This is a genomic window from Pseudomonas sp. So3.2b (genome assembly GCF_019464415.1).
Lineage (GTDB): Bacteria > Pseudomonadota > Gammaproteobacteria > Pseudomonadales > Pseudomonadaceae > Aquipseudomonas > Aquipseudomonas shahriarae.
Genome location: NZ_CP080494.1, coordinates 2701210 through 2719272 on the forward strand (window position 1 = coordinate 2701210; position 18063 = coordinate 2719272).

At 62.1% G+C, this 18063-nt stretch carries 19 protein-coding genes and 1 pseudogene; 9 read left to right on the forward strand and 11 right to left on the reverse strand.

Annotated elements, in window-relative coordinates; genetic code table 11:
• Nucleotides 1–77: 77 nt before the first annotated feature.
• Both K1X80_RS12035 and K1X80_RS12040 read left to right on the forward strand, forming a co-directional pair.
• Entirely contained in the window at nt 78–455 is a 378-nt protein-coding gene (locus tag K1X80_RS12035) for a type 1 fimbrial protein (protein ID WP_057444725.1), read from the forward strand.
• A gap of 129 nt (nt 456–584) precedes the next feature.
• Complete coding sequence (locus K1X80_RS12040; protein ID WP_220172918.1) at nt 585–1802, forward strand: YgcG family protein; 1218 nt, start codon at nt 585–587, stop codon at nt 1800–1802.
• 14 nt (nt 1803–1816) lie between these two features.
• On the opposite strand, the gene K1X80_RS12045 is transcribed toward K1X80_RS12040, so the two are convergent.
• The 4 genes and pseudogenes from K1X80_RS12045 to K1X80_RS12060 all read right to left on the reverse strand — a co-directional run bounded on the left by K1X80_RS12045 (nt 1817) and on the right by K1X80_RS12060 (nt 3803).
• A complete protein-coding gene (locus K1X80_RS12045) occupies nt 1817–2308 on the reverse strand; it encodes a GNAT family N-acetyltransferase (RefSeq protein ID WP_057438672.1) in 492 nt (163 codons plus the stop codon).
• Nucleotides 2309–2389: 81 nt separating this feature from the next.
• Nucleotides 2390–2827, reverse strand: a complete 438-nt coding sequence (locus tag K1X80_RS12050; RefSeq protein ID WP_076964903.1) for a GNAT family N-acetyltransferase — start codon at nt 2825–2827, stop codon at nt 2390–2392.
• Between the two features lie 117 nt (nt 2828–2944).
• A pseudogene (locus K1X80_RS12055) lies at nt 2945–3172 on the reverse strand (ASCH domain-containing protein); the annotation flags it as partial.
• A gap of 28 nt (nt 3173–3200) precedes the next feature.
• On the reverse strand, nt 3201–3803 hold the full coding sequence (locus K1X80_RS12060; RefSeq protein ID WP_057438671.1) for a response regulator transcription factor: 603 nt from the start codon (nt 3801–3803) through the stop codon (nt 3201–3203).
• A 110-nt stretch (nt 3804–3913) separates the two neighbouring features.
• Between K1X80_RS12060 and K1X80_RS12065 the strand changes: the two genes are divergently transcribed.
• A complete protein-coding gene (locus tag K1X80_RS12065) occupies nt 3914–5527 on the forward strand; it encodes a hybrid sensor histidine kinase/response regulator (protein ID WP_076964888.1) in 1614 nt (537 codons plus the stop codon).
• Here the strand turns inward: K1X80_RS12065 and K1X80_RS12070 are convergent.
• A complete protein-coding gene (locus tag K1X80_RS12070) occupies nt 5520–5852 on the reverse strand; it encodes a hypothetical protein (RefSeq protein ID WP_057438669.1) in 333 nt (110 codons plus the stop codon). The two genes, K1X80_RS12065 and K1X80_RS12070, sit on opposite strands and share 8 nt — an antisense overlap.
• Nucleotides 5853–6044: 192 nt before the next feature.
• On the opposite strand from K1X80_RS12070, the gene K1X80_RS12075 reads away from it, so the two are divergent.
• Nucleotides 6045–6515 (forward strand): GNAT family N-acetyltransferase, encoded by a 471-nt coding sequence (locus K1X80_RS12075; protein ID WP_128593766.1) that lies wholly within the window; start codon nt 6045–6047, stop codon nt 6513–6515.
• Here K1X80_RS12075 and K1X80_RS12080 read toward each other — a convergent pair.
• A complete protein-coding gene (locus K1X80_RS12080) occupies nt 6496–6990 on the reverse strand; it encodes an HIT family protein (RefSeq protein WP_186626133.1) in 495 nt (164 codons plus the stop codon). The two genes, K1X80_RS12075 and K1X80_RS12080, sit on opposite strands and share 20 nt — an antisense overlap.
• A gap of 135 nt (nt 6991–7125) precedes the next feature.
• Between K1X80_RS12080 and K1X80_RS12085 the strand changes: the two genes are divergently transcribed.
• The gene (locus tag K1X80_RS12085; protein WP_057959859.1) at nt 7126–7455 is read left to right on the forward strand and encodes a DHCW motif cupin fold protein; all 330 of its coding nucleotides are present in this window, start codon (nt 7126–7128) and stop codon (nt 7453–7455) included.
• Between the two features lie 995 nt (nt 7456–8450).
• On the opposite strand, the gene K1X80_RS12090 is transcribed toward K1X80_RS12085, so the two are convergent.
• Both K1X80_RS12090 and K1X80_RS12095 read right to left on the reverse strand, forming a co-directional pair.
• The gene (locus K1X80_RS12090; protein ID WP_057438666.1) at nt 8451–8921 is read right to left on the reverse strand and encodes a copper chaperone PCu(A)C; all 471 of its coding nucleotides are present in this window, start codon (nt 8919–8921) and stop codon (nt 8451–8453) included.
• Complete coding sequence (locus K1X80_RS12095; RefSeq protein ID WP_057959858.1) at nt 8921–9526, reverse strand: SCO family protein; 606 nt, start codon at nt 9524–9526, stop codon at nt 8921–8923. The genes K1X80_RS12090 and K1X80_RS12095 overlap by 1 nt, the downstream gene beginning before the upstream one ends.
• Before the next feature lie 329 nt (nt 9527–9855).
• On the opposite strand from K1X80_RS12095, the gene K1X80_RS12100 reads away from it, so the two are divergent.
• From K1X80_RS12100 to hemN, 3 genes are all read left to right on the forward strand, one after another.
• A complete protein-coding gene (locus tag K1X80_RS12100) occupies nt 9856–10299 on the forward strand; it encodes a CopD family copper resistance protein (protein ID WP_057959857.1) in 444 nt (147 codons plus the stop codon).
• A gap of 93 nt (nt 10300–10392) precedes the next feature.
• A complete protein-coding gene (locus K1X80_RS12105; RefSeq protein ID WP_220172919.1) occupies nt 10393–11718 on the forward strand; it encodes a coproporphyrinogen III oxidase in 1326 nt (441 codons plus the stop codon).
• A complete protein-coding gene (hemN, locus tag K1X80_RS12110) occupies nt 11705–13090 on the forward strand; it encodes an oxygen-independent coproporphyrinogen III oxidase (protein ID WP_225923855.1) in 1386 nt (461 codons plus the stop codon). Before K1X80_RS12105 ends, hemN begins: the two co-directional genes overlap by 14 nt.
• 64 nt (nt 13091–13154) lie before the next feature.
• On the opposite strand, the gene K1X80_RS12115 is transcribed toward hemN, so the two are convergent.
• Genes K1X80_RS12115 through K1X80_RS12125 form a run of 3 tightly spaced genes read right to left on the reverse strand, consistent with a single transcriptional unit; the run spans nt 13155 to nt 16449 of the window.
• Nucleotides 13155–14000: a metal-dependent hydrolase gene (locus tag K1X80_RS12115; RefSeq protein ID WP_057959854.1), complete on the reverse strand. Its 846-nt coding sequence runs from the start codon at nt 13998–14000 to the stop codon at nt 13155–13157.
• Complete coding sequence (locus tag K1X80_RS12120; protein WP_076964895.1) at nt 14000–14896, reverse strand: SDR family oxidoreductase; 897 nt, start codon at nt 14894–14896, stop codon at nt 14000–14002. Before K1X80_RS12120 ends, K1X80_RS12115 begins: the two co-directional genes overlap by 1 nt.
• On the reverse strand, nt 14893–16449 hold the full coding sequence (locus K1X80_RS12125) for an NAD(P)/FAD-dependent oxidoreductase (RefSeq protein WP_169990650.1): 1557 nt from the start codon (nt 16447–16449) through the stop codon (nt 14893–14895). The genes K1X80_RS12120 and K1X80_RS12125 overlap by 4 nt, the downstream gene beginning before the upstream one ends.
• A 299-nt stretch (nt 16450–16748) precedes the next feature.
• Between K1X80_RS12125 and K1X80_RS12130 the strand changes: the two genes are divergently transcribed.
• A complete protein-coding gene (locus K1X80_RS12130; RefSeq protein ID WP_253207685.1) occupies nt 16749–17747 on the forward strand; it encodes an alpha/beta fold hydrolase in 999 nt (332 codons plus the stop codon).
• Nucleotides 17748–18063 lie beyond the last annotated feature (316 nt).

Below are 18063 nucleotides of genomic sequence, written 5' to 3' on the forward strand. Positions count from 1 at the left end.
CATCAGGCATTTCTCAAACACTCAAGAAACCGACCAAGCTTGCCGACGTGATGGGTACATACCCAGGAGCGTTCAATATGAGCAGTCAACATTTGGCAGTCGGTATCAGCCTGTTTTTCGCGCTCGTCAGTGGCACTGCCCAGGCGGCGCCCGTGAGCCACGGCGTTATCCATTTCCGCGGCAGCATCGTCGAGGCAACATGCACTACGGGCGATGGGGCGGGGGCGACATTGGCCCTGAGTGGTTGCCCGCAGTTTGTACCCGCAAGCAACGTCAGCGCCCAGGGGGTCGAGCCGGTGCGTACCGTCAGTGCCTTGGACCACTCGGTGGTCAAGGTCAAGATGGTGACTGAAACGCGCGATGGTCGTTACTTCGATCGGCAATACAACTTGAGCGATGCGGCAGGCAAACCTTTGCGTTCAGGGGCTTACTTGGTGACGCTGAGTTATCCCTGATTGTCGTGATGTCGAAGGTCCTGCTCGTAGGGGCGTGTTGCCACGAACTTTTCGCGTCAGCCTGGAGATTCAACGCGGGTTGATCAGGTAAAGTCGGCGTCTTCAGGATGAAACGTCAGGTAACAAACTATGGGGCAGTTTATACGGCAATCGGTCTTGGGCCTGCTGGTCATGGTGTTCACCACGCTGGCCGTGGCGCAAACGGCGCCGCCGGCATTGGAGAATGTGCCGCTGAACCAGCGGGTGATCGACCTGACCCATACCCTGGATACCTCGACCCAGCAGCGTCTGACTGAGCAACTGGCAGACCTCGAACAACGCAAAGGCGCGCAAATCGCCGTGATGCTGCTGCCGAGTACGGGCGACGCTGACCTCGAAACATTCACCACCCAACTGTTTCGCGCCTGGAAATTGGGGCGCAAGGGCATCGACGACGGTATTTTGCTGCTGGTGGTCAAGGACGACCGCACTGTGCGGATCGAAGTCGGTTACGGCCTGGAGGGGGTGGTCACGGACCTGTTGAGCCACCGGATTATCGAGGAGCAACTGAACCCGGCGTTTCGCCAGGGCGATTACGCTGGCGGTGTGCAGCGCGCCGTGGACGCCCTGACCGTGCTGGTCGAGGGGGGTGACTTGCCGGCCGTAGACCAGACCCGGGAAACAGTGGATGAAACTGCGGTGTTGCTGGCGCTGATTCTGGGGGCCGTCGGCGGGGTGCTGCTGGCCTCGGGCAAGCTGCATTGGCGCCGCGGCCTGATTGCCGGCCTGGTGCTGACCGTGTTGCTGACGGCACTGGCCGCGATCAATGGCAAGGCCTGGCCGATCTATGTGCTGGCGCTGCCGTTTTGTATGTCGATCAGCGCGGCCCTGTTTGGCGCGTTATGGCAGGCCAAGGCGGTGTTTTATTGCGTAGTGGGGCTGATGACCTACAGCATCGGCCTGGGGTTGGTGGATCACTACCTGACTGAAGTGTCCTTTATGAACTGGCTGGCATGGCCGCTGGCCGCGCTGGCGGTGCTGGGCCTGTACCTGATCCTGTTCGCGGTGATGAAAGCCGCCTGGAAACACAGTCGGCTGGTTTTTTGCGTGCAATCGGTGATGGTGCTGGGGGTCTATGGCGCGGCGGGGTACATGCTGGAGATGGGGCTTGATGGCTGGTTGTTCGCCTGGCCCATCAGCTCGTTCGCGGCGTTGTTCATTTATGGTCAGGGCACGGGCGGGTCGAGCTCCGGTTCCAGTGACCGTTCAAGCTCCAGCTCCAGCTCCAGCTCAAGTTCAAGCTCCGGTGGCGGGTTTTCCGGTGGCGGCGGTTCCAGCGGCGGCGGTGGGGCCTCAGGGAGCTGGTGAGGCCCCGTGCCGGCTCAGAGCGTCATCACCATTTCATGCCAAGCCATCCCGCCGTGGTCTGACGCCGAGGGCTGCACATACTGGTAACCCATGCGTGTGTACAGCGGCACATGCTGCTCCTTGCACATCAAGTGGATGGTCTGTTTGCCCATCCCGCGCATGCGCTGCACAAAGGCTGTCATCAATTGCGTGGCGTAGCCCTTGCCCTGGTGCGCCGGGTCCACCACCACCGACATGATCACTACATTCGGCGCATCCGCTGAGTGCCCCACCAACTCCTTGAAGGCCTCATCCGACATCACCACATCATGGGCGCAACCGCCGTTGATAAAGCCCACTACCTGACCGTCCGCTTCCAGAATCAGGAAGCCTTGCGGGTACAGGGCGATACGCGTGGCGATCTTCTCCAGGGTCGCGGCTTCATCGCCCTCATAGGCGCTGATTTCGATCTCGTAGCAGCGGGCGGCGTCTGCCGGCGTGGCGTTGCGCAAGGTGAGGGCGGGCATGGGGATTCCTGGGCTGGGCGATTGAACGAGGGGCTGCATGATAGCGGGGTCGGTGCGCTGGCGAAAATCCCAGCGGCAGGCTTATTGCCGGTGCTTCTCCATCCGAATATCCCCGTCCGCCAATTGCTCAACCTCCACCCAGCCCAGGCGCTGGTAAAACCCACTGGCCCGGCTCGCTTGGGCGGTTTCCAGCCAGATCTGTCGATGGTGCTGGAACAACAAGGCTTCGGCCTGCTCCATCAGTTTGCGGCCCAGCCCGCGGCCTTCGAATTCGGGGCGGATGAAGGCGGCAAATACACAGCCGTCGTCGATATCGGCCATGGCAAACCCGACCGCTACACCTTGCACCTCGGCGACCCAGACGCAGGGCGCTTGCTGCATGGCTAGTTGGATGGCATCGGGGGTGATGCCCATTTCTGCCAACTGCTCGTGGGACAGGTGGTTTTCCCTGACGCTGGTGCGAATGTCGAAGATGGCGTCGATATCTGCCGGGGTGGCGACTCTGATAGGGCTGTTCATGCAGTTCTCGCCGTTATCCATGAATTCAACGTCGTAGATCCCGCGTGCCGCCAGGGCGGTGAAGGGGCGGGTGAGCGGCCGTACATCACTCAGTTCCCAGGCGAGCCAGCCTTCCTCGAAATAGCTGGCGCAGGCCGCTGGCACGTCCTCGGGGGTGAACGCACGCACTGCTTTTACCCGTACGATGGCGACGGCCACGCCGGTTTCATCTTCATCGCCATCGGTATGCAGGAAGCGCCCGTTCTCGACAATCAGCAGGTCCTGGGACGGCTCCAGTTGTGGCTGCCAGCGGCGTATTTCCAGGGTTTTTTCGCCTGCGGCGATGCGGCTGCCGCTGGGGCGCACGATGGAGAGGGCTTTGATGGTGCTGCTCCTAAAGAGGGGTGTTGTACTTCACTGCCGCCGCTGCCCGCGATGGCACGTTCAGACTTCTCAACAACCCCGACACATGGATGCGTACGGTAAACGGCGAAATATCCAGGGCCTTGGCGATTTCCTTGTTGGTCTTGCCTTGGGCGATCAGTCGCAACACCTCCTGCTGGCGCGCGGTCAGGGTGTTGGTGTCCAGGGGCAACAGCCCCGAGGGGGCGAACTTGACCAGCACCTCGCCCTGGCGGATGGCGAGCAGGGCCTGGCCGATTTCTTCGGGGGCGATGTTCTTGCCGATAAAACCATCGGCGCCCAGCGCCATCACCTGTTCGATCAACCCCGGGTCATCGACCATCGACACCACGATTAGCGTGGTGCGCCGCAGTTGCTGGCGCAGCTCGCCCAACTGGCTGATACAGGTCAGGCCGGGGAAGCGCAAATCGAGGATCAGGGTGTCGACTTCGCTGCCGCTCTTGAGCAGGTGCAGCACTGTATCCAGATCGCCGGCCTGTTCCACGCGGGCCTCGGGCAGCAGGCGTTGCACGGTGCGCAGCATGCCTTCGCGAAACATGGGATGGTCGTCGGCGATGATGATCCGGCATGTCATGGTGTGCTCCTCCCTGGGGCCAGGTTGTGTGGCGTGCTACTTTACCACTCTGCTCAGCGCCTGCCTGCTGGGGGCACAGTTTAGACGATGACCGTACAAGGACGTTGCCCATGAAGTTCGTGAAAGACGCCGAACTGGACCAAGCCAACCTGCGTATTGTGGTGGCCGTCTGCGCCATTGTGTACATCAGCCTGCTGGGCTTTTTGCCGGGGCAGTCGATGGACCGCTATGTGCCGGTGATTATTTATATTTGCCTGTTTCTGCTGGTCTCGGTTGTGCTGCGTCAGGTGATTGCACGCTGGCCCGGGCATTACCCGGCGCGACGGGTTTTCGGGATGATCCACGACTACACCGGCACCTCGTTCGGCCTGGTAGTCGGCGGCGAGGCGGCATTGCCGCTGTATGCGGTGATGGTCTGGGTCAACCTGGGCAATGGCATGCGCTATGGCTCGCGCTACCTGGCGATTGCCACGGGCCTGGCGTTGCTGGCGCTGCTGATTGTGTATCGGCTGACCCCGTTGTGGCAGGCGCAGCCCTTTATGGTGCTGATGCTGATGATTACCAGCACGGTGATCCCGGTCTACGCCCACCTGCTGCTGGAGCGCACGCGCAAGGCGTCTGAAGAGGCCACCGCCGCCAACCTGGAAAAGTCGCGCTTCCTCGCCCAGGCCAGCCATGATCTGCGCCAGCCCATCCACTCCATCGGCCTGTTTACGGCGTGCCTGCGTGAAGCGCGGTTGGGCGATGAGGAGCGGCGGCTGGTGGACAATATCGACCGTTCGCTGCTCAACGTCTCGCAGTTGTTCCGCTCCATTCTCGATCTCTACACCCTGGATAACGGCCGGCTGCTGCCCAAATACCAGGTGGTGCATCTGGGTGAGTGGCTGGCCGACCTGCTGCGGCAAAACGCCGAAGCCGCACGCTGGGCCGGCGTAGAACTGCGCCTGCGCCCCTGCGCCCACTGGGTGCGGGTGGATCCGGCGCTGTTGGCAACGATGGTGCAGAACGTGCTCTCCAATTGCTTCAAGTACGGCGGCCAGCGCCCGGTACTGATCGGCGTGCGCCAGCGCGGCGGCGAGGTGCGGGTGGAGATTCACGACCAGGGCCGGGGGATTGCCGAGGAGCATCTGCCGCGGGTCTTCGAGGAGTTCTATCGCGTCCGCCACCTGCGCGACAAGGACGTCGAAGGGGTCGGCCTGGGCTTGTCCATCGTCAAGCGTCTGGGGCAGTTGATGGACATGGACGTGGTGCTGCGCTCCCGGGTGGGCCATGGCACGTCCGTCAGCCTGCGCGGGTTGCACCTGGCGACCGCGCCCCATCAACCCCCGGTGCGCGACGATGCACGCCAGGCGGGGCTGTTGACCGGCTTGAAAGTGTGCCTGGTGGAAGATGACCACAACGTGCTGCTGGCCACCCAGGCATTGCTGGAGCGTTGGGGCTGCCAGGTGCAGGCGGAGTCGAGCGGGCATAACCTGGTCAGCGATTGCGACATCATCGTCGCCGACTATGACCTGGGCAATCACGCCACCGGTATCGAGTGCATCGACCGGTTGCGTGCACAGCGTGGCGTGGCGGTGCCGGCGCTGATTCTGACCGGGCATGAGGTGGAGAAGATCCAGGCGGCGCTGCACGACCGGCAGATCGCCATTTTGTCCAAGCCAGTGCGCCCCGCTGAACTACGGGGCACCCTGCGCGACCTCAGCCAGGGGCCGGTTACTAGTTAAACGGCGTCAACCCGTTACCCCGGGCGCCCTTGGGTTGGCAGTAGGCGGCGGGTTTCATCATGCCAAAGCTGGCCACTGCAAACATCCCGCCGCTGGCACCGCTGGGCACGGAGCAGTTGTAGTCACCGGAGGCGGTGCTGGCGATGTAATAGGTGGTCATGGAGTCGCTGCGGACATTGGAGACACGCTTGACCGGCTCGCCGAGGTTGGTTTCCGAGAGGGTCTTGAGGTGGTCTTCGGTGGGCTTGATATTGCTGCAACCGGCAACACCGAGCATCAGGGCGCCCAACAGGGCAAGGCGGGCGACAGGGGAGTGCAGTTTCATGGCGTGTCTTCCTTGGGGTTGTTTTAGTGTTTTCAACGCACAACGATCCCTTGCACGGCGGGTTCGACGTGCTGGCGGGGAGCATTGGAGTACCGGGGAATATAGCGCCGGGGGCCTGCGGGGTCGATTAGCACAAGTGTGCTAATGGCACCTTGAGGTCACGGCAAACAGAGTGAATTCAGGGAGATTCGCATGCTGCAAATCAGACGCGCCACCGACGACGATGGCCCCATCGCCTTCGACATTCGCCGTCAGGCGATCCGCGGCCAATGCATCGGCGCCTACACCGCCGAACAGATGCTGACCTGGACCCGTGGCGCGGCCGAGGACGGCTATACCGCGCTAATGGCCAAGCCGTTTTACCTGGGCTGCGTCGATGGCGAGCCGGTCGCCACGGGCATGCTTGACCCGGCGCACCGGGAAGTGGGAGCGCTGTTTGTGCTGCCCGGTTCTATCGGGCGCGGTTTTGGCCGGCAGATGCTTGAGCACCTGGAGCAAGTGGCGCTGGAGTTGGGGATTGAGGAGGTGGTGCTGGACGCGACGTTGAATGCCGCGCAGTTCTATCGCAGGCGTGGTTATGAAGGCTGCGAACAGTCCATCTATCATTCGCCTTCGGGGCTGGAGCTGGCGTGTATCCCGATGGTCAAGCGCCTGACTGTTTGAACGCCGCCCGCAGCCGCTCGATCACGTCCGGCACCGTGAGCCCGGCCGTCGCGGGTGGCGTCGGGTTCTCACCGAACTCGCGCCAGATAAACAGGGTGAGTTCGGCCCCATCCGTCGCCGCTTGCCCGTCGCTGCCAGTGCCGAAGTCTTGCAGCACCCGGTAGCGCTCATCCTCCCAGAACAGCGTTTCGACCCAGTCATAGACCGGGATCAAATGAAAATGCAGCGGGAAACCGGGCATATGCCCAAAGCGGCTGATGTATAGCCACTTGGGTTGGAGCTGTACTTCCATCACCCGCTGGGTTTTCGCCAGTAGGCCACCCATTTCCGCCAGGGCCGCGTCGGGCAGGTCAGCCAGCGAGCTGATTGGCGTCTTGGCCCCCAGCATCAAATAACCGGGCAGGGCCGAGGCCAGGTGATGGTTGAGCAGCCAGTGTTCGGTTTCGTGGAGGATATGGGACGGAGCAATGTGCATGGCCGGGCACCTAGGTCGGGCCGGCAGGATACCAAAGGCAACCCCCTGTATCCCAGAAATGGGCGCGATCTGTGTCTTTCGACGGGCGGGTCTTGTGGGTACTGTCCTGCTCTTTGCTTTAACGCTGAGGCAATCATGGATCTACTGGCTACCCCTTTTGGCACCACCGACTGGTCGACCATCGAACCAGAGTTGCACCCTGGCGAAACCGGCAGCGCCCTATGGCGCACCTGCCATTTCGGCACCACCCGCGTGCGCATGGTCGAATACAGCCCTGGCTACCTGGCTGACCACTGGTGTTGGCGCGGTCATGTGTTGTTGTGCCTGGAGGGGGAGTTGCAGACTGAACTGGAGGATGGCCGCCAGTTCACCCTGACGGCGGGGATGAGTTATCAGGTGGGCAACGACAGGGACGGGCACCGGTCGAGCACAGCCACCGGGGCCAGGCTGTTTATTGTGGATTGATTAGTCGTCCATCGGCTGAGATGGATCCATCGTGGGGTTTTCAGAGTTTGGTGTCTCGGCACAACTCCCGTATTTGATGGGCGGTGTGGCACAAAGCTCTGCACTCGGCAAAGATCCCCTGTGGGAGTTGGCTTGTTCGCGGTGGCCATCGGTATCCTTTTCTGGGTATGTGTACATATCCGTTGCTGCGGTTATGGCCACTTAGGGTTCCGCCCTTACGGCGGGTCACTTTGGAAGAGCGCCAAAGTAAGCAAAGCGCTCTTGCCCCACCACTCGGTGCCTCGCCTAGGCTCGGCATGCCCGCAGTCAGGCATTGCTCCGTGGGCCCGCCGCGATCGGCCATCCCTGGCCGTGTCGCGGCTACCCCGGCATCCATGCCGGGGTGCCCACTGCGCAATACCTGCCTGCGGCCATCGTGGTTTAACGGGGCGCCTAAGATCAAGATCAAAAGCCAGATCAAAAGCAGAGCAACAGCAACAGCAATGCCAGAGCGCGAAGCTGCATTCCCCCCCCCCTGTGGGAGCTGGCTTGCCTGCGATGGCGGTGCATCAGCCAATACATTTATTGGCTGATGCACCGTCATCGCAGGCAAGCCAGCTCCCACAGGGGTACGCACACGCTTCGACGATCAGGTCGGCTGTCAGGCCGCCTCGCTTTGCTTTTGATCTGAGGCGCCCCGTTAAACCACGCTGGCCGTCATCCGATATTGATTTGGGGGGTAACCCGGCAGGACGCCGGGTTAGCCGCGCTGGGCCATGGATGGCCCATCGCGGCGGCCCCCCAAATCAATGTCGGATGACGGGCACACCGAGCCTGGGCGAGGTGCCGAGTGGTGGGGCAAGAGCCCTTTTGGTTACTTTTGGGGCTCTTTTCCAAAAGTGAGCCGCCGTAAGGGCGGAACCAATAGCCGCCATAACCGCAGCAACGGATATGTACACATACCCAGAAGAGGATACCGATGGCCACCGCGAGCAAGCCAGCTCCCACCCTCAGAATCAATGGTTCATATGATGACCGCCAGCACTACCCAGGCTGCGGGCCGGGGCCTGGATTTCGAGGGTCTGCTTGTCACCCTTGGCATCTTCCACCGTCAGGGTCAGCGGCACCTGGTCGCCTTCCTTGATCTGGCCCGTCAGGCCCATCAGCATCACGTGATAACCCTCGGGATCAAGCTTCACCGCCTGGCCGGCCGGCAGTGCCACGGCATCCACCGGGCCCATGCGCATGACGTCGTCTTTCATGCTCATCTCATGAATCTGCACTTCCTTGGCCACCGGCGACTTGACGCTCAGCAGCTTGCTGTCGCTGTCGGCGGTGAGGGTCATGAATGCCCCGCTCGAATGCTGCCCCGGTACGGTGGCGCGGGCCCAGGCATCGCTGACCTGGACCTGGGCGCTGGCGTGGGCGGCGAGGCCCAGCAGGGAGAGGCCGAGGGCGATGCGCTTGAGGGTGTGGACAGCAGTCATTAGCAGACCTCCATGACGGTGAGCAGGTCTTCTGCGCACTCTTTGGCGTTAAGGGATGCCGACAGGCCCAGGCGCAGGTTGCTGCGGGTGTCGAACACAAAACTGGTGGCGGTGTGGGACAGGGTGTAGGTGTCGCCTGCGGGGATCTTTTCATAAAAGATCCCGAACTCCTTGGCGGCCACGGCGATTTCTTCCGGCGTGCCGTAGAGCGCTTCGAAGCTGGGGTCGAAGGCCTTGACGTAGGCGTCGAGCACTTCGGGCGTATCGCGTTCCGGGTCCAGGGTGATAAAGATCACCTGCATGATTTCGCCGTCGCGGCCCATCAGCTTCTTGGCCTGGGCCATGCGCGCCAGGGTGGTGGGGCACACGGCCGGGCACTGGGTGAACCCGAAGAACACCACCGGCATCAAGCCGCGAAACGAAGTCAGGGTCACGGTTTCGCCGGCGGTATTCTTGAGCTTGAACGTGCGGCCCATGATCTTGTTGCTCAGATCCTTGCCGTACTTGAAATTCAGCTTGGGGCCGGTGTCACAGCCGCTCAGCAGGCCCAGGCCCAGCAGGCCCATACCGGTGAGGACCTTGCGGCGGGTGAGTAACGTATTCATGAAGTGGGCGTCCCGTGAAGCGCCTGACGGCTGCGCATAACAGGTCAGTCAGGCTTTGAAAAGCGGTGAACAAGCAGGGTGGGTAGTCTACCGGTGTTGATCACGCTTGATAATCTGCGACGTTCTGCCACAGGGGCGGTCGCCACCTTACCAGCCGAGGGGGCGATTGCGTCTGTGGCACACTGTCGCAGACGCCTTGAAACGCCCGGCGTACAAGGCTTTGGGCAAATGTTTCAACGATTATCAGGGCTCTTGACCCGCATCAAGGCAGCGTCCCCCCGGCCTGGGGCACAGTCACGCCATACGGACCGGCCCACTGTGAGGCGCTGATGCTCTATCTCCTGTTTCTGCTGGCCCATCTGTTCGCGGCGCTGATGTTTATCGGCACGGTGTTCTTTGAAGTACTGATCCTCGCCAGCGTGCACAAGCAACTGCCGGCCCGCGTCATGCTGCTGGTGGAGCAGGGCATCGGCAACCGTGCCAGGGCCTTGATGCCATGGGTGCTGCTGGTGCTGTTCGGCGCGGGTATCGGCATGGTCTGGTTGCGCTATCTGCCGGTGCTGGCGGCGCCATCGAGTTCGGCATTCGGCGCCTTGCTGACCCTCAAGTTGATCCTCGCCGCCAGTGTGCTGATGCATTTTTTGCTGACGGTGTGGCTGATGCGGCGTGGGCGGGTCAGCGCGGCCTATTTGCGCTTCGTTCATCTGAGCCTGTTCTGCCATATGGTCGCCATTGTGTTGCTGGCCAAAAGCATGTTCTACATCACCTGGTAACCCCCCTCGTATTCCCTGGCCTTGATGCATATCAAGGTGCGCTGTCCGGTCGCACCGCACAATGACCCACCGTAGCCAGACCCGGAGGCCGTCATGCTCACTGTCATTCATCCCGCCCGCGAGTGGCGCCTGCGCCGTGACCAAAGCGTGCTGGACCAGGGCCAGGTCGACATCGGCAAATTTCATACGGGGATCGGCTCCCTCGACCTGTTGCGCGCCATGCGCAGCAGTCGCCAACGCCAACGCCCCCTGGCGCTGAACCTGCAATGGCCGGCGGGCCTGGTGGCCGATGACTACCTGGACGCGCTGGAGCAGGAAATCCACCTGGTCGGTTGCCACGTGGGTGGGCGCCAGCCGGTGGATCAATTCCATCTGGGCGGCGCTACCCCGGCAATGGCCGACCTGCAGCGGTTGATGGCGCACCTGCGCAGTCGCCTGCATTTTCTCGAGCATGACCAGGGTGACTACAGCCTCGACCTCGACCCGCTGCACACCGACTGGGCGACCATGGGCCGCCTGCGTGAACTGGGCTTCAATCACATCTATATCGGCGTGTCGGATGCCAGTAGCGACGTCATACCTTCGGTGGCCGGCTATCAAGACCCGGCGCCCATCCAGTCGCTGATCGACGCGGCGCGCACCCTGGGTTTTAGCTCGGTGAATGTCGACCTCGGGTATGGCCACGCCTGGCAGACCTGCAACAGCTTTGCAGCCAAGCTGGCCAGCCTGATCGCCCTCGAGCCGGACCGCCTGCAAGTGTTCGACTATGCCCAGGCCCCCCGGCGCTACCAGCAGCAACGGGCGCGGGCGCTGTCGTCGAATGCCGACAAGTGCGCGATGCGCGCGATCGCCTTCCAGCACCTGGAAGCTGCCGGTTATCACTACATTGGCCTGGGCCAGTTCGTACGCCCTGACGATGACCTGGCGCTGGCCCAGGAACACGGACGCCTGAGCCGCAATTGCCAGGGCTTTACCCGTCATGGTTACTGCGACCATATCGGCTTTGGCCTGGGCGCCATCAGCCAGCTCGACAACCTGTATGCGCAAAACACCGACGACCTGGCGCGCTATCGTCAGCAGTTGGACAGCGACCTGTTGCCCACCGCCCGCGGCTGGCGCTGCGAGGCGGGCGATCAGATCCGTCAGCATGTCATGGAGCGCCTGGCCTGTGACCTGGAGTTGGATATCCAGGCGCTGGAGCGCCGTTATGGTGTGATTTTTTCCCGCTACTTTTCGGCGATCTGGCCGTTGCTGGAGCATCTGCACCAGGACGGCCTGATCGACTTGTCCGAGCGCTTCCTCTGTGTGCTGCCTGCGGGCCGGCAGCGGGTCGAAGCCCTCTGCGCGCTGTTTGACCGGGCAGGCAGCGCGGTTCCCCCTTGCTCCAACGATGAGACCATCGACCATGAAAGCGTTTGAGTTCAACCGGGCCCTGGTGCAGAAATACGACCGCCCGGGGCCGCGCTACACCTCGTACCCGACGGCGCCGCAGTTTCATTCGGCGTTTGCCCTGGATGACTACCGGCAGGCAGTAGCGGCCAGCAACCAGGGGGCGGCCCCCAAGGCGTTGTCGGTGTACATCCACATACCTTTCTGCCAGAGCCTTTGTTACTACTGCGGTTGCCACAAGATCATCACGCGCAAGACCCATCGCGCCGTGGAGTACCTGAGCTACCTCAAGCGCGAAATCCAGATGCAGGCCGCGCTGTTCGATCGCACGCGGCCCCTGACCCAGTTGCACCTGGGGGGCGGTACGCCGACCTACCTGGACGATGCACAACTGGCCGAGTTGATGGCAAGCCTGGCGCAGGGCTTCAGCCTGGATACCAGCGACAACCATGAGTTTTCCATTGAGGTCGACCCGCGCACCATCAGCGTGGAACGCATCCATAACCTGCGCGGGCTGGGCTTCAATCGCCTGAGTTTTGGCGTGCAGGACTTTGATGCCGATGTGCAGGCGGCGGTCAATCGCGTGCAGAGCGAAGAGCAGATTGTGCAGTTGGTCGCGGCCGCCCGGCAGGCACGCTTCAAGTCCATCAGCGTGGACCTGATCTACGGCCTGCCATTGCAGACCGTGGCCAGTTTCGACGTGACCCTGGGCAAGCTGATTGCCCTGCGCCCGGACCGTGTGGCGGCCTACAGCTACGCGCATTTGCCCACGCAAATCCGCGCCCAGCGCATGATCCGCCCCGAAGACATGCCACCGCCGGAGCGCAAGCTGGAGCTGCTGGAGTTGACCATTCGCCGGCTGACCGAAGCGGGTTATGTGTACATCGGCATGGACCACTTTGCCTTGCCCGACGACGAACTGGCCCTGGCCCGGGCCAATGGCACCTTGCAGCGCAATTTCCAGGGCTACTCGACCCATGCCGATTGCGACCTGATCGGGCTGGGCGTGTCGGCCATCGGCAAGGTGGGCGACAGCTACAGCCAGAGCGTCAAGGAGTTGTCCCAGTACTACGCGCGGATCGACGCCGGGTTGTTGCCGGTGCAGCGCGGCTACCGCCTGAACGCCGATGACGTGTTGCGCCGGGACGTGATCAACGGCCTGATGTGCCATGGGCGCATTGACTTTGCCGGGGTCGAGGCGGGGCATGCGATCCGCTTTACCGAATACTTTGCCCAGGCGTTGTCACAGTTGGATGAGCAAGTGGCGGATGGTTTGCTGCATGTCGAGGACGATGGGGTGCAGTTGCTGCCCCAGGGGCAACTGATGGTGCGCAGCGTGGCGATGGCGTTTGATGCGTACCTGGGTGGGCAGCAGAAGGGGCAGTTTTCCCGCACGGTCTGACCACCGAATCCACCCATGTGGCGAGGGGACAAGCCCCCTCGCCACAGCCCCCCCTCACCACGGCTCAGGTATAGGCGCCTGCCGCGCCGTTGGTGCGCTCAATCTCTTCCACCAGCTTATCAATCCCCTCCAACCGTGCCCGGTTGTCGTGATCCCAAGGATGAAACCCCGGCTTGAAATAATGCAGCCACGGCCGCGCCATGCGCGGGAACACGCCCTTGGGCCCGTAGAGAAACTTCAGCATCCGCCAGAAGCCCTTCAGATGCCCGCCCGCGCGGCGATCGGCGATCAGCAGGCGCAGGTGGAAATCAAACACCACCAGCCAGAAAAACACCGTGGTGAACAGCATGGTCCCGGTGCGCAGCAGATAGCGCTTGGGCCCTGGTTTGATCACGCTGTTCCACACATCAAAGGCCACGGCCTTGTGCTCGGTTTCTTCGAGGGCGTGCCAGTACCACATCTGTTGGTAGCCTTTGAGCGAATCACCAAAACGCGTGGGGTCGCTGAGCAGGATTTCCGCGAGCATCGCCGTGTAGTGTTCCAGGGCGATGGTCACCGCCAGGTTGAAGGACGGCGGCAAGTGCTTCTTTTGCAGGTCGAGCATAAATTTCAAGCGGCGGTCCAGCAGGTGGGCCGGCAGCCCGGCGGCTTGAAGCAGCTCGTTGTAGGCCACGTGCTCGCGGCTGTGCATGGCCTCCTGGCCGATAAAACCCTGGATCTCCTTTTTCAACGCCGGGTCGTCGATGCGCTGGCGATAGTGGCGCACGCTGTCCATGAAGAACAATTCGCCCTGGGGAAACAGCAACGACAGGGCATTGAAAAAGTGCGTGATGAACGGGCCTTGCTCGTGCCAGTCCTTGATGCGTTCGGCAGGCAGGGTAAAACGCAGGTCGCGGCGAATGGGCAGCATTATGGCGATTCCTGTTCAGAGAGGGGGGAGGGTGGCAGGGCCTTGCGCTGTTTCGGTGCCATGCGCCGGCTGGCGAACACCACCAGCCCTTGATAGGCCGCCGGCAGCCAGCGCGCGAGCAGATCCAGGGCGTAGGCGTCGCGGCCGATCAGCACGCGGCGCTTGTTCTTGCGCACGCCCTGCAGGATGACCTTGGCGGCCTGGTCGGCGTCGGTGATAAACAGTTTTTCGAAGTCGGCGCGGGCCTGTTGTTCGCTGTGGATCAGGAACCCGGTCATGTTCGCGTCGATCCGGCTGCTGCGGCAGATGTCGGTGCGGATCCCGCCGGGATGCACGCAGGTGGCCGAGACGCCGCTGCGTTGCAAATCCAGCTCCTGGCGCAGGGACTCGGTAAAGCCGCGCACCGCGAACTTGGTGGCGTTGTAGCCGCTCATGCCGGGCTGGGCGAACAGGCCGAATACGCTGGAGGTGTTGACCACATGCCCCTCGCCGCTGGCCTTGAGGTAGGGCAGAAAGGCTTTGGTGCCGTACACCACGCCCCAGAAGTTGATGCCGACGATCCACTCCAGGTCGGCGTAGTCCACACCTTCCACGGTGCTCGACAGGGCCACCCCGGCATTGTTGAAAATCAAATTCACCTGGCCGTGTTCTGCCGCGCAACTGGCGGCCCAATCCTCCATGGCCTGGCGGTCGGCAACATCCACCTCCCTTGACGTCACGCGGATCGGCGCCAGGCTGCTGCGCTGGATCAGCTCCACGGTTTGTTGCAGGCCGGCCTGGTTCTTGTCCGCCAGGGCCAGGTGACAACCCTCGCGCGCCAGGGCCAGGGCCAAGGCGCGGCCCATGCCGGACGCGGCACCGGTGATGGCCGCCACGCGGCCATTGAATGACTTCATGACAGGCTTCCTTCTGCGGTGGCATGGGGTGGCGCGACGGGACGCGGTGTGGCGCCGGTCAATAGTGGCGTGACCTGATAATCGCGCAGGGCGAACTGGCGGGTGACCTGTTTGAAGCGCCAGGTCGAGCCGGGCCACAACGTCGTATTTTTGCCGGTGCGCGGGTCAAGGTACCAACTGCGGCAGCCGCCGGTGTTCCAGATGGTGCGCTGAAGTTTTGCCTGGATTTGCTGGTTGTAGGCGCTTTCCACGGCTGGCTTGACCTCGACCGTGGCGATTTGCTGGCGGCGCATCTGTTGCAGGGCATCGAGGATGTAGGTGACCTGCGCCTCGATCATCAGAATCATCGAGTTGTGGCCCAGCCCGGTGTTGGGCCCGACGATCAGGAACAGGTTCGGATAGCCCGGTACGGTGGTGCCCTTGTACGCATGGGCGCCATCGCTCCAGGCCTCCATCAGGTCAATGCCGCCGCGCCCGATGATGCAGTCGCGGGGCAGGGGATCGGTAGCCTGGAACCCGGTGCCGAAGATCAGGCAATCAGCCGGGTGCTTGATGCCATCGGCGGTGACGACCCCGTCGGCCTCGATTCGCAGTACAGCGTCGGTGACCACTTCAACATTGCTGCGTGAGAGCGCTGGGTAGTAGTCGTTGGAGATCAGTACGCGCTTGCAGCCGATGGTGTAGTCCGGCCGCAGGACTTTGCGCAGGGAAGGGCGCGCCACTTGTTTGTGCAGATGGCGCACGGCGATTTTCTGCACCACTTTCATCAGGCGCGGGTGCAGCGCAAAGCCCACCACCCGACCTTCCAGAGCCCAGTAGAAAGCCCCGCGCACCAGGCGCTGGGTGAACGGCAGATGCTTGAACACCCAGCGCTCAAAACTTGAAATGGGGCGGTCCGGCTTGGGCATGATCCACGGCGGGGTGCGCTGGAACAGGTCCAGGTGCGCCACTTGGGGGGCGATACGCGGCACGAACTGGATCGCACTGGCGCCGGTGCCAATCACCGCCACACGCTTGCCCTTGAGTGAATAGTCGTGGTCCCAGTGCTGGGAGTGAAAGCGCTTGCCCTTGAAACTGTCCAACCCCGGAATTTCCGGCAGTGCCGGGCGGGACAGTCCCCCCATCCCCGACACCAGTACCCGTGCACTGACGCGGCGGCCATTGCTGAACTGCAATTGCCAGCGTTGCAGTTGCTCGTCGAACACCGCCTGTTGCAGGCCCATGCCAAAACGCAGGTACGGCGCCAACTCAAAGCGCTGTGCGCAATGTTCCAGGTAGGCACGGATTTCCGCCTGGGGGGCGAACTGGCGGGTCCAGTCGGGGTTGGGCGCAAAGGAAAACGAATAGACGTGGGATTGCACATCACAGGCGCAGCCCGGGTAGTGGTTGTCGCGCCAGGTGCCGCCCAGGGAGTCGGCCTGTTCGGCAATAAAGAAGTCGTCGAGCCCGGCTTGCTTGAGTTTGATCGCCATGCACAGGCCGGCGAAGCCTGAGCCAATGATTGCGATATCGACGCAATCTGCCGGGCCGCTTGGCTGGGTAGAGGCATTCATAGGGTGTCCCTCGTGGGCTGTGGGCGCCTTACGGGTGTTGACATCGGATGTGCTCCTTTTTTGTTTTGGCTTTTAGATAGAACACCATTGCAAAGAAAAATTGTATTTATTATTTTAAAAAAGATTTTAAATAATCTACCTGAAAATGTCGTCTACGCTAGACCCTTGTCCTTTATGTGCGATTTGTCCGACGGACGAACGCTTGACGCGCGCAGTTGAAGTCCAGGGTGTGGACGATGGCTGAGGTCTTGACCAATACCGGTCAGATCGCCAGCAGCAGGGAAGCAGAGGACCGAGCTATGGCTGTCGAATGGGTTGTCGCTGCGGGTGTGTTTATGGCTGCCAGTGCGGCGTTATGGGGCTTGAGTGCCTGGATGACGCGCCGTATCGAAGTGGCTGTTCCAAGCAACGGGCGCTTTCTGGAGGTGGATGGCGAGCGCTTTCATTATGTAGACGAGGGTAAGGGCCCGCCGCTGGTGATGATCCACGGCCTGATGGGCAGCAGTCGTAACCTGACCTATGCCTTGGCCGCACAATTGCGCGAGCACTTTCGGGTGATCACCCTGGACCGACCCGGCTCAGGCTATTCCACCCGCCGCAAAGGCACCGGTGCCGACCTGCCAAGCCAGGCCCGGCAAGTGGCGACCTTTATCCAGACCCTGGACCTGGGCCAGCCCCTGGTGCTGGGGCATTCCCTGGGCGGGGCGATCTCCCTGGCCCTGGCCCTGGACCATCCCCATGCGGTGTCCGGGTTGGTGCTGGTGGCACCCCTGACCCATCCCCAGCGCATGCTTCCGCTGGTGTTTCTGTCGTTGGCGGTGCGCCCTGCCTGGCTGCGGCGCTGGGTGTCGCGCACGCTGACGGTGCCCATCGGCATGCTCAGCAGTGGTGCGGTGGTCAAGGGCGTGTTCGCTCCCGACCCGGCGCCGGCCGACTTCGCCACCCGTGGCGGCGGCCTGCTGGGGATGCGCCCCGATAACTTCTATGCCGCTTCCACCGAAATCAGTCTGGTCAACGATTACCTGCCCGAGATGGTCAAGCGCTACCCGCAACTGCGCCTGCCCATCGGCCTGATCTATGGCTCGCGGGACAAGGTGCTGGACTTTCGCAAGCACGGCCAGGCCCTGGCAGACAAGGTGCCAGGGCTGAAGCTGCAGCTGGTCGAAGGCCGTGGCCATATGCTGCCAATCACCGCCACCGAGCGCGTGGCGGCACTCGTCGAGCAGGTGGCCAAGCGCAGCAAGCCGGTGGCAAGCGCCACGGTGTTGCACCCGCCGTTTGCGCTGGCGAGTAAATAATCGTGAACCCCACGGCGTGGTCGAAAGTCGCTGACGCTTGCCCTAGACACCTGACCGAACGGATGAAAAAGAGACTGGCCGGTCACGTAAAAAAGGCCCCGAAAAAGTAGTTGACGACCTATCGATTCCGCGCTATTTATTTAAAAAAATATTTCAATATTTATTTTGAAATGATTTTTGAAATGCCTAAGAGCGAATAAAATAATGAAAAAAACGCCTTTTATCGCATGGTTTGTTTCAAGTGGCCTTCAGTGCCGCCTGAACCGCTTTTCTGCCTCTTTTGCTTCGCTCTCACTCTCTGCCGCGCAGTGCGCCC

Coding starts and splice junctions, on each gene's coding strand:
- K1X80_RS12050 (WP_076964903.1), bottom strand. CDS start 2,827: ATGAACAGCCCTATCAGAGTCGCCACCCCGGCAGATATCGACGCCATC.
- K1X80_RS12100 (WP_057959857.1), top strand. CDS start 9,856: ATGCTCTATCTCCTGTTTCTGCTGGCCCATCTGTTCGCGGCGCTGATG.
- K1X80_RS12070 (WP_057438669.1), bottom strand. CDS start 5,852: ATGAAACTGCACTCCCCTGTCGCCCGCCTTGCCCTGTTGGGCGCCCTG.
- K1X80_RS12080 (WP_186626133.1), bottom strand. CDS start 6,990: ATGCACATTGCTCCGTCCCATATCCTCCACGAAACCGAACACTGGCTG.
- K1X80_RS12065 (WP_076964888.1), top strand. CDS start 3,914: ATGAAGTTCGTGAAAGACGCCGAACTGGACCAAGCCAACCTGCGTATT.
- K1X80_RS12095 (WP_057959858.1), bottom strand. CDS start 9,526: ATGAATACGTTACTCACCCGCCGCAAGGTCCTCACCGGTATGGGCCTG.
- K1X80_RS12075 (WP_128593766.1), top strand. CDS start 6,045: ATGCTGCAAATCAGACGCGCCACCGACGACGATGGCCCCATCGCCTTC.
- K1X80_RS12090 (WP_057438666.1), bottom strand. CDS start 8,921: ATGACTGCTGTCCACACCCTCAAGCGCATCGCCCTCGGCCTCTCCCTG.
- K1X80_RS12105 (WP_220172919.1), top strand. CDS start 10,393: ATGCTCACTGTCATTCATCCCGCCCGCGAGTGGCGCCTGCGCCGTGAC.
- K1X80_RS12035 (WP_057444725.1), top strand. CDS start 78: ATGAGCAGTCAACATTTGGCAGTCGGTATCAGCCTGTTTTTCGCGCTC.
- K1X80_RS12120 (WP_076964895.1), bottom strand. CDS start 14,896: ATGAAGTCATTCAATGGCCGCGTGGCGGCCATCACCGGTGCCGCGTCC.
- K1X80_RS12040 (WP_220172918.1), top strand. CDS start 585: ATGGGGCAGTTTATACGGCAATCGGTCTTGGGCCTGCTGGTCATGGTG.
- K1X80_RS12085 (WP_057959859.1), top strand. CDS start 7,126: ATGGATCTACTGGCTACCCCTTTTGGCACCACCGACTGGTCGACCATC.
- hemN (WP_225923855.1), top strand. CDS start 11,705: ATGAAAGCGTTTGAGTTCAACCGGGCCCTGGTGCAGAAATACGACCGC.
- K1X80_RS12045 (WP_057438672.1), bottom strand. CDS start 2,308: ATGCCCGCCCTCACCTTGCGCAACGCCACGCCGGCAGACGCCGCCCGC.
- K1X80_RS12115 (WP_057959854.1), bottom strand. CDS start 14,000: ATGCTGCCCATTCGCCGCGACCTGCGTTTTACCCTGCCTGCCGAACGC.
- K1X80_RS12130 (WP_253207685.1), top strand. CDS start 16,749: ATGGCTGTCGAATGGGTTGTCGCTGCGGGTGTGTTTATGGCTGCCAGT.
- K1X80_RS12125 (WP_169990650.1), bottom strand. CDS start 16,449: ATGAATGCCTCTACCCAGCCAAGCGGCCCGGCAGATTGCGTCGATATC.
- K1X80_RS12060 (WP_057438671.1), bottom strand. CDS start 3,803: ATGACATGCCGGATCATCATCGCCGACGACCATCCCATGTTTCGCGAA.